Genomic DNA, 9246 nt, shown 5'->3' on the forward strand with positions numbered 1-9246 from the left:
TTCTTGATAAGTAGTTGTAGATTTAGGGGCTCTCTTTTTTTTCATTCTCTCTCTCTCTCTCTCTCTCTCTCTCTCTCTCTCTCTCTCTCTCTCTCTCTCTCTCTCTCTCTCTGCAAGAGCTATGCCAAAGCCATTATTAACAAGGCTTACATGTAGGGACAATATATTGAGCAGGGTGTACAAAATAAATCGAGTTTTTAGTCTTTTATCAACAATCAATTGTAATATTGATGTCTTCCTCAGAAAGCAAAGAAAAACAAAATATCTGAAGAAAAACTTTTTCGTTCCTAAAATTTACGCAACCGGTTGCGTACAAGATTTTTTTTAATTTTGTCTCGTCCTGAAATAAAGGATACTGTTCGTATTCACAATGCCAAAAGACTTCATTGATCATGTCACATGCCCCACTGAACAGATACATTCTCAAAGAGATATAAAATTAAGGCCCTATAAAAAGACAGATAGTTGCAAGGCTGGTCTGATAAATTAAATATTTTTTGTCGTAAAAACCTGTAATGATTATTTAGTACCAGACAAATCAATCAAAGAGAGGGTGTATCACAATGTGATTTCACCCTCTCTTTATTAGGATACCTACCCGAGAACTAATCCGAATATTCAATTCTCAGAGACTTAATTTCTATTGTGAGACAGCCTCTTTTAATTTTTATTCCAACAATGAATTATTCGGTTTCGATCAATAAACCGATTTCAATATGATCATCAATAAAAGAATCAGCCAAATGCCTGAAAAAATTAGCTGAACCGTAATGGATGCCCCAGGCGGTCCTGTCGATCAGGAAATTAGATGAATAACATTTGACCTTGTGTTCGGTATAATTGATCTGAGCAGGAAATGTAACACTTTTCGTCACATTTTTCAATGTAAGGTTTCCAGTGATTTCATCATGATCCCCTTTTGATTTGATGGATTTAATCTCGAATTCACCATATGGATATTTCTCAATATCAAAAAAGTCACCTCCTTCCAGATGGGCTTTCAAATTTCTGCCCAGTTCCTCATTGGTTTCTTCACACACAATGGTACTCATGTCGATAATTACACGGCCACCGGTAATTTTATTGTCCTTCACATGTAGGCTACCTTCTTTCAGGCCGATCGTACCGGTATGGCTTCCGGCAGGTTCTGATCCTTTCCAGCGTAATCTCGACGAAGATACATTGATTTTCTTTTCTTTACCTTTTCCGGCTGCAGTTGATTTTTGAACGGTTTCTTTTTTTGATCCTGCCTTGGTTGCAGTCGATTTACCCGTTGTTTTTGTGTCTGATTTGGATGCAACCTTAGCTGTTGTGGCTTTTGCAGTCGGCTTTACGGCTTTTTTCGCAGTTGTAGAGCTTTTAGTTGTGCTCCTGGAACTTGCTGCTACTGTCTTTTTATTTTCTGCGGTTTTTGCTTTAGGTTTTGCCTGATCAGAAGTCTTTACCGTACTTTTTGTGGTTGTTTTTTTAGATTCATTCTTTTTATCCTTTTCAGAGGATACACCACTTTTATTTGTTAATGATTTAGCTTTCATAACTTATTATAACGTATTTTGTTGATTGTATTTTATATAAACATGATTACATGAAAAAAAGTTTAATCATACATGTGATTTATGATAAAATCTACATATCATATACGGGATTTTCCGGTTAAGTAGAATAAATGCTTCATGATGACTAGTTAATTTCTTATGATCTGATATATAACAATAATCGTGCCTTTATAATTTTGCCTTATCCGGAAAAAACAACACCAAACAGCAAACCTTGAGTCCGGCTTCCTATTTGTTAAATTTTTTAATCCGTCAAATAAAGCTGATTTATTAGTTAAGTTATCTGAAAAGCTGTATAATGAATATCTGAGTAATATCCATACCGATGGGATCATTATCCCGCACCGGAAGGATTCCCGTACCAAATTCCTATGGCACCTTCAATGGTTCCGGCAAAAACGATCATTTTATTTTTGTTGCTTTCATAAATGAAGTCCCGGAGGCTTTTACTGTTAATTTCCGAAAAATCACCGATAATACCGACTTTCATCCGATAGGTAGTAAATTTTTGCAGGATCTCCCCTGCAAATCCTGTTTTCAGTTCAAAAAAATCAGGATCCAGATTTTCCTTATGAATGATCAGTCTGTCATAACCTGTCTGATAACCGGCATTGGCGATCACATCCAATGCATCGTCAACAGTCCGGATAACAAAATCTCCCGTTAATACGGCTATATTACCATTTTCTATAGACAGCGTCTCAAATTTCATCTTTTTGAATCATTAAATTTCAGGAAACTAATGGCTAAAATAATTCATCTTTCTCAAAGATCCCGTTTTTATAGTATTCTTCCTTGATCTTTCTGCCATTTTCATCCCACATGGTTTGTTTTCCTTCTTTTTTCCCCTTACTGTAAGTAACACTCGATGAAAGAATACCATTCGTATGATACCATTGCCATACACCTTCTTTGAGTCCGTTTACCATATCTCCTTCTGCGTATGGGGTTCCATCTTCATAAAAGGATCTTTGAATACCTGATAAATCACCATCCGCATAAGTTGATTCTGTAATGATATATCCCATATTAGCATAGAATCGCCATATTCCGGTCCTGTAACCATTTTCTATTTCCCCTGTCTCAAACACCGATGTTCCGTCCGGATAATAACTGGTATATGTACCGGTGCCCTCTTTGATCATCTATTCCCCGGATAAAGTCCATGCATCCAGCAATTTGTATTTATCATTTTCATAAGTACCCTTTTCCTGTACATCGCCATTTTCATAGAAAAATGTCCACATTCCGTACCTTTTTCCATTTTTAAGTTCTCCTGTAGAAGCTACCTTTCCATCATCGTATACCGTCTGGCTCAATCCGTTCCCGTCGATAATTACAGGTTGTCCGTTTTCATTCCAGGTATTCCGGATCAAAATATCGCCATTCTCGAGGTAGGTTAATTCTTCCGAAAGAACTCCGTCTTCATGGTAACCAACCCAATCACCCGTTCGTTCTCCATTTTGCATTTTATCTTTTGAGGACAGTTGTCCATTTTCATGATAATATTCCCAGATGCCGTCTTCCAGGTCACGATTATAGCTACCGGTATTCATCAGATTTCCATCATCATGACGGTTGATCCACTTTCCGTGTTTTCTCCCGTTAAGATAACGCCCCGAATCCAGAACAGTCCCATTCTCATAGTAGGATATCCATACGCCATGTTCCAATCCGTTCCGGTATCTCCCAATACCGGAAAGCTGTCCATCCTCATAATACCAGTGCCATATGCTATCGGACACGCCCATATCATAATACTGGGTCGACATCATGTTTCCGTTTTCATAATAGACGGTCCACCAACCGTGTTCCTTACTGTTTTTTAATTCTCCTTCCGCCATAATTTGCCCGGAATCATAGGTATAGGTTTTGGTAGCATTCACTCCCCTACGTACCTGAAAAAAGAAAACAGCTAAAATAATAATACTTCCAAGCACTAAAGGCATACGGTATCTTTCGTATTTCAACCTGCCATCACTTTGTCCGGACATCACCGAATCAACTAATTCCGTGGTTATGGGCCTGAATGCGAAACGATATCCTTCGTAAACAGCGATAACATAAAAGAAAAGATCCATAAAATCAAATGATTCGACCAAAATCTCTGTAATCAGGTTGAAATTCAGATAAGATAGCGCTTCCATATATCCCAACGACTGTTCATGGGCAATAAAACCTATCTGGCTGAACAAATTACCCATCAGGCAACCAAGCAAAGAAAGAGCTGCTCCTAAAAATCCAAACTTTTTATCAATACCGGCTCCGAAGAAACGAACGGAAAATCCGACAAATAACCCGACAGCAATTGCCATATAGCCAACTTGGTACTTGGTAGCAACAGTTATTACCGCCCAGACAACAGCACTGATGAATGCTGCCAGAAGTCCGCCACCAAACGCATAGCCAATACTCTGATGATTCCTTAGAATATCGATGGTTGGTTGATCTATTGCAGGATTTATTTTTTTATTTTCCGAATTTATCTTTTCCGGGGTATTTGACGCGTCGTTCATAAGTAATTTATTGAAATAATATATTATTGCAAAAAGATATTAAGTCGCAAATATAGAATATTTTAAAAGAATATTTTACATTTTATTTTCTCCCGGAATACTCTTTCCATGCCTATCAGCATTTTATATCCCATCATCTTTATAATTGATCTTTAGGAAAGATTCAAAAACATTTTTCAATATAGAGTGTTTATGTAGTAATTTTTTACTTTTTATTTTTATGACGCAACGTTTTTTATTTTTTACATCTATCAATAAAATGATTTTATTCTTTTAATATTTAAGATAGATGAGTCTTTTTTACCATTTAAAATGGAAATTTATTTTGGGTTTGTTTATTTTACCGGCTTTTTTCGTTGCCTGTTCAGAAATTAAGCAGCCCCAGAAAGAACACAGTAGACTAGAGGCTTATTTTCATTCAGAAAATGAGGAGGTAAGTGCTCTTTTTTGTAATGAAGAAATCAATGAACGGATTCAACCTGCTTTAACCCAAACCGAACTGAAAGTACTGGATATTTTAGCCGAGACTGTTGGCCCGGAAGTGACCAACGAATTTGACAATAAATATCTGGCATGGTTGAATAGCTGGGCAGGAGTTGATCAATATTCTCTGGTCAACAATCCGTATTATGCATTGAAATGTAATGAAGCAGCCTATCATGACCTGATAGAGTTTTGCAGACGACAGAACGAAAATGTTTTATTGTTGTTCTATCAGTTAGCAGCTCGTGCAGATTGTCCTTACGATCAGTTTTTGTTGAGGCCGACGCATGACTTGTTTGAAAATTTTCCCGAATTCGGCCAATATTGGGAGGGAGTGAATATGGCATTGCAAAATGAAAAACCGGATCTGGAAAATAGGAAATGTAACGAGACAACCATTTGGTATACTCGGAAGATCCTTGAAACCAAATACGGATATACCTATGCGAGCAGACTTTCGTCTATATTTGATACTCGCAAGTTGTTACTAATGACCCAGTAATAGTTCTGAATTTGCTGTAAAAGCATAATTGTTATCAAAAAAATGGTTGTACGAAGAATGTGCAGCCATTTTTTTATTCTATAATTTTTAAACGGTCATCAAGGCCGTAGCTATAAGCATGTCCTGCCGATTAGTTATTTTTATGTTTTCTGCATTACCTTCCACCAGGTGAATCAGATGCCCTTTTCGTTCAAAAACAGAGGCATCATCTGTAAATTCCGGAACATAATTTTGCAGATAGGCTTCCTTCAATTGTTTTGCATCGAAAACCTGAGGCGTCTGTACTAATCTGAGAGACTTCCGGTTGATTACTTCATTTCTATCTTCTTTTATTTCCCTCACAGAATCGGTTACCGGTATCACCGGGATGGCACAACCATACTGCTTTGCTTCCTGAAAACACAAACGGATGGTTGCTTGAGTGACCAAAGGACGTACTCCATCGTGAATAGCCACCCATCCGGAGTCGGGAACCCTGGAAAGGCCGTTTTTCACCGATTCGAACCGGTTACTCCCGCCCTCAACGATGGTATGGGGAAGAAGGAAATGGTATTGTTCACATAGGTTCTCCCAATATTTTAACTGAGTAGCAGGTAATACAACCACAATTAACATATTCTTATCGTAGTCGGAAAAAGCTTTAATCGTATGCATCAATACCGGTATGCCGCATAGTTCCATAAATTGTTTTGGCACCTTTGCCTGCATCCTTGTTCCCGAACCGCCTGCCACAATAACAGCACTGCTATATGTTGATTTCATGTGAATGAAGTTTAATTTTCAATGGTCACATGAACCCCGAAGGGCTCAGTGAAACTAAATATCCAATTTTATTCATCACATTGGATGAACAGTAATGTTCATGGATATTTCATAAATTCTAAAAATACCGGTTTATCTCATCATTATCCATTAGATTTATCCGTAAAAAACACGAACAAAAGTATTTTATTTTCCCAATTGGCTTAGATACCCGGCTGCAATGCAAAGTTGGTCGTACCATTCTTCACCATATTTCCGGATCAAGGGTTCTTTCAGGAAAACATATAATGGAGTTCCCGACTTTTCCCCCAGTTTCAGTGCATCAGAGCAAATGTTCCACTGATGGTAGTTCACAGCTTCGAAATCAGTATATTTTGTAATGCGGATTGGATATAAATGACAAGAAACAGGTTTTCGGAAGTCTATCTCACCATTCAGGTATGCTTTCTCAATGGCACAAAAGATAATCCCCTTTTCGGAACAAGCGTAAGCACAATCTTCAACGCCGACAAGGGGCGTCACTTTATCATCATCAAAATCGGTTACATAAACGCCACCTTTTTCGATAACATCTATCCCTTCTTGTGTCATGTAGGGTTTTACTTTCGGGTAAATCTGTTCCAAAATAGCTACCTCCCCTTCTTCAAGAGGTGCGCCTGATTCTCCATATACGCAACACATTCCTTTACATTTGGGAATATTGCATACGAATTTCTTTTCAAAAACATCCAGTGAGACAATGGCCTCTCCAACTTGTATCATGCTCAATCTATATCGAATAAATACTTTTTACGGGTAGTCTTTTAAATACCAACGCACAACGGGCTGGAATATATACTTTCAGGTAAGTATTTTCCATCGGACGGTCTTCAAGGATACTGTCCGAAAAATAATTCAACGATTCGTCAATTCTCCCGAAGCCATAAAACGGCTTTGCATCCGTATTGAGCACGATCCTGAACTTCCCTTTCCCCGTGGGGATACCATAGTCAGGAAATGATTGAGTAGGATTGAAATTAAAAACGAAAATAAGTTCATTACGGCGGAACGCCAGGATCTGATGTTTGTGGTCTTCCAGCAACAATTCGGGACGTTGACTGAAGAAATCATCATTACCAAGCAAATTCAACATTGCCCGGTCAAAATCCGCTAAAAAATGAAATTTTAAATCCGGATTTTCTAATAAACTCCATTGCCGGCGTGCATATTTATATGACCAGTTATTTCCTTCACGCGGAAAATCGATCCACTCCGGATGCCCGAACTCGTTACCCATGAAACACAAATAACCATTCCCGGCCGTGGCCATGGTTACTAAACGGATCATTTTATGCAAAGCTATACCCCGATCAACAATCAGACTATTATCGTTGACAGACATGTGGTCATAAATTTCTTTATCGATAAGACGGAAAAATATGGTTTTATCACCGACCAAAGCCTGGTCATGGGATTCGACATACCCGATGGTTTTTTCATCGTCACGTTTACGGCTTAATTCATAATAGATCTCGCCTACATTCCAGTCATTATCATTTTTACCCTTGATGATCCTGATCCAGTAATCAGGTGTTCCCATAGCCAAGCGATAATCGAACCCAATCCCTCCGTATTCAATGGATGTAGCAAGTCCGGGCATACCGCTCATCTCTTCGGCAATCGTGATTGCTTCCGGTTTTACCTGATGAATCAGTTCATTGGCCAGCATCAGGTAGGTGGTCGCATCGGTGTCTTCCGAGCCGTCAAAATACATACTATACTCTGTAAAATCCACTGATAACCCATGATGAGTATACAGCATGCTTGTTACTGCGTCAAAACGAAATCCATCAATATGAAATTCTTCTATCCAATATTTACAATTGGACAGTAAAAAATGTAATACTTCGTTCTTGCCATAGTCAAAACACAGTGAATCCCATGCCGGATGATTCCGGCGGCCATCGCCAAAGAAGTACTGGTAAGGGGTTCCGTCAAATATATTAAGCCCTTCGGCCACATTTTTCACAGAATGGGAATGTACCAGATCCATAATCACCCGCAATCCGTTTTCGTGTGCAGTATCTACGAGCGATTTAAAATCATCGGGTGTGCCGAACCGTGATGATACGGCAAAAAAATTAGACACTTGATAACCAAATGAACCATAGTAGGGATGTTCCTGAATGGCCATCAATTGTACGGTATTATAACCTGATTGCTTGATATACGGGATGATTTGATCCCGGTACTCTGTATATGTCCCAACCCGGTATTCCTCAGTAGCCATTCCGACATGGCTTTCATAGATCAATGGAACCGGATTTGACGGCTTAAAATCACTGATTTTCCAATTATATGGTTGCTCCGGATTCCATACCTGGGCACTGAAAATTTTAGTATGTTCATCCTGCACTGTACGGTTGGCATAAGAAGGGATACGTTCTCCCTGCCCACCCTTCCAGGAAACGAGCAAACGGTATAAGGCACCATGATGCAATTTATCTTCCGGCAGTTCAATTTCCCATACTCCCCGGGGCAGTGGTTTTAAAGCATAAACCGGATCCGGCTTCCATTCCGAAAAGTCACCGATCATATAAATCGAAGTAGCATTGGGAGCCCATTCACGAAAAACCCATCCTGTAACCGTACGATGCAATCCGAAATAAAGATAACCGGATGCAAAATCAGACAGCGTCGTGCCCCTTATCAACTCTTTCCCTTTATGGTCAAAACGGACTTTACGCTGGGTTATTTGTCCTGTAAACGGCTGTAACCACGGATCATTCTGAACCAATACCGGAGTGATCATGTTTGTATGGGTTTAATTATTCAAACTGTTTTGCTTACAATAAGGTTCCTGAATAAATATTCATGTACTTAAACATCATTGACGAACATCGAATCCATTAACGGATAATGGTCATTTCATCAATCAGATGCCGGGCACCTGCATATTTATCAATAATGAACAATACGTAACGGATATCTACACTTATACAACGTTGAAGGTCAGGCTCAAAGACAATATCTCCACTCATGGCTTCCCAGTTCCCGTCAAAAGCCAGGCCGAGCAAATGGCCTTTTCCGTTAATGACCGGACTTCCCGAATTACCACCGGTAATATCATTGTTGGAGATAAAACAGACCGGCATTTCACCGTTTTTATCAGCATAAACACCAAAATCCTTTTTTTCATATAATTCCTTCAAACGTTGAGGAACTACAAATTCCCAATTGGAGGGATCCTCTTTTTCCATGACCCCTGCCAATGTCGTATAATAATTATAGTACACGGCATCACGTGGAAAATAATCCTTGACAGATCCATAAGTCAAACGCATGGTAAAATTAGCGTCCGGATACCATTTTTTATTTTTATCCATTTCTATGTTTCCCGCAATATATAAACGATATCCCTTACCTTTCAGTTCATTTCCCAGTGTTA

General features: G+C 38.9%; 10 protein-coding genes. 1 reads left to right on the plus strand and 9 read right to left on the minus strand.

Annotated elements, in window-relative coordinates:
• The 5 genes from LBQ60_02060 to LBQ60_02080 all read right to left on the minus strand — a co-directional run.
• Positions 1-183, minus strand: a 183-nt coding sequence (locus LBQ60_02060) for a hypothetical protein (GenBank protein MDR2036689.1), incomplete at its 3' end; no start/stop codon positions are given.
• A 500-nt stretch (positions 184-683) separates the two neighbouring features.
• Positions 684-1535: a YceI family protein gene (locus LBQ60_02065; GenBank protein MDR2036690.1), complete on the minus strand. Its 852-nt coding sequence runs from the start codon at positions 1533-1535 to the stop codon at positions 684-686.
• 355 nt (positions 1536-1890) lie between these two features.
• Positions 1891-2268: a DUF4180 domain-containing protein gene (locus LBQ60_02070; protein ID MDR2036691.1), complete on the minus strand. Its 378-nt coding sequence runs from the start codon at positions 2266-2268 to the stop codon at positions 1891-1893.
• A gap of 34 nt (positions 2269-2302) precedes the next feature.
• On the minus strand, positions 2303-2701 hold the full coding sequence (locus LBQ60_02075; GenBank protein MDR2036692.1) for a hypothetical protein: 399 nt from the start codon (positions 2699-2701) through the stop codon (positions 2303-2305).
• Positions 2702-4072, minus strand: coding sequence for a hypothetical protein (locus LBQ60_02080; protein MDR2036693.1), 1371 nt, complete (start codon positions 4070-4072; stop codon positions 2702-2704).
• 289 nt (positions 4073-4361) lie between these two features.
• Between LBQ60_02080 and LBQ60_02085 the strand changes: the two genes are divergently transcribed.
• Entirely contained in the window at positions 4362-5057 is a 696-nt protein-coding gene (locus tag LBQ60_02085) for a hypothetical protein (protein ID MDR2036694.1), read from the plus strand.
• A gap of 87 nt (positions 5058-5144) precedes the next feature.
• Here LBQ60_02085 and LBQ60_02090 read toward each other — a convergent pair whose 3' ends face one another.
• The 4 genes from LBQ60_02090 to LBQ60_02105 form a co-directional block, all read right to left on the minus strand.
• Entirely contained in the window at positions 5145-5819 is a 675-nt protein-coding gene (locus LBQ60_02090) for a 2-C-methyl-D-erythritol 4-phosphate cytidylyltransferase (GenBank protein MDR2036695.1), read from the minus strand.
• Between the two features lie 186 nt (positions 5820-6005).
• Positions 6006-6581, minus strand: coding sequence for a DUF3109 family protein (locus LBQ60_02095; protein ID MDR2036696.1), 576 nt, complete (start codon positions 6579-6581; stop codon positions 6006-6008).
• Positions 6582-6588: 7 nt separating this feature from the next.
• Positions 6589-8610 (minus strand): alpha amylase C-terminal domain-containing protein, encoded by a 2022-nt coding sequence (locus tag LBQ60_02100; protein ID MDR2036697.1) that lies wholly within the window; start codon positions 8608-8610, stop codon positions 6589-6591.
• 97 nt (positions 8611-8707) lie between these two features.
• A partial coding sequence (locus tag LBQ60_02105; protein MDR2036698.1) for a S46 family peptidase occupies positions 8708-9246 on the minus strand: 539 nt, incomplete at its 5' end.

Source organism: Bacteroidales bacterium (assembly GCA_031275285.1).
In the GTDB taxonomy this organism is placed as follows: domain Bacteria; phylum Bacteroidota; class Bacteroidia; order Bacteroidales; family UBA4181; genus JAIRLS01.

What these genes read in the sequence shown, in the direction of transcription:
- LBQ60_02100 (MDR2036697.1), bottom strand. Translation starts at nt 8,610, where the DNA reads ATGATCACTCCGGTATTGGTTCAGAATGATCCGTGGTTACAGCCGTTT.
- LBQ60_02085 (MDR2036694.1), top strand. Translation starts at nt 4,362, where the DNA reads ATGAGTCTTTTTTACCATTTAAAATGGAAATTTATTTTGGGTTTGTTT.
- LBQ60_02065 (MDR2036690.1), bottom strand. Translation starts at nt 1,535, where the DNA reads ATGAAAGCTAAATCATTAACAAATAAAAGTGGTGTATCCTCTGAAAAG.
- LBQ60_02080 (MDR2036693.1), bottom strand. Translation starts at nt 4,072, where the DNA reads ATGAACGACGCGTCAAATACCCCGGAAAAGATAAATTCGGAAAATAAA.
- LBQ60_02090 (MDR2036695.1), bottom strand. Translation starts at nt 5,819, where the DNA reads ATGAAATCAACATATAGCAGTGCTGTTATTGTGGCAGGCGGTTCGGGA.
- LBQ60_02095 (MDR2036696.1), bottom strand. Translation starts at nt 6,581, where the DNA reads ATGATACAAGTTGGAGAGGCCATTGTCTCACTGGATGTTTTTGAAAAG.
- LBQ60_02075 (MDR2036692.1), bottom strand. Translation starts at nt 2,701, where the DNA reads ATGATCAAAGAGGGCACCGGTACATATACCAGTTATTATCCGGACGGA.
- LBQ60_02070 (MDR2036691.1), bottom strand. Translation starts at nt 2,268, where the DNA reads ATGAAATTTGAGACGCTGTCTATAGAAAATGGTAATATAGCCGTATTA.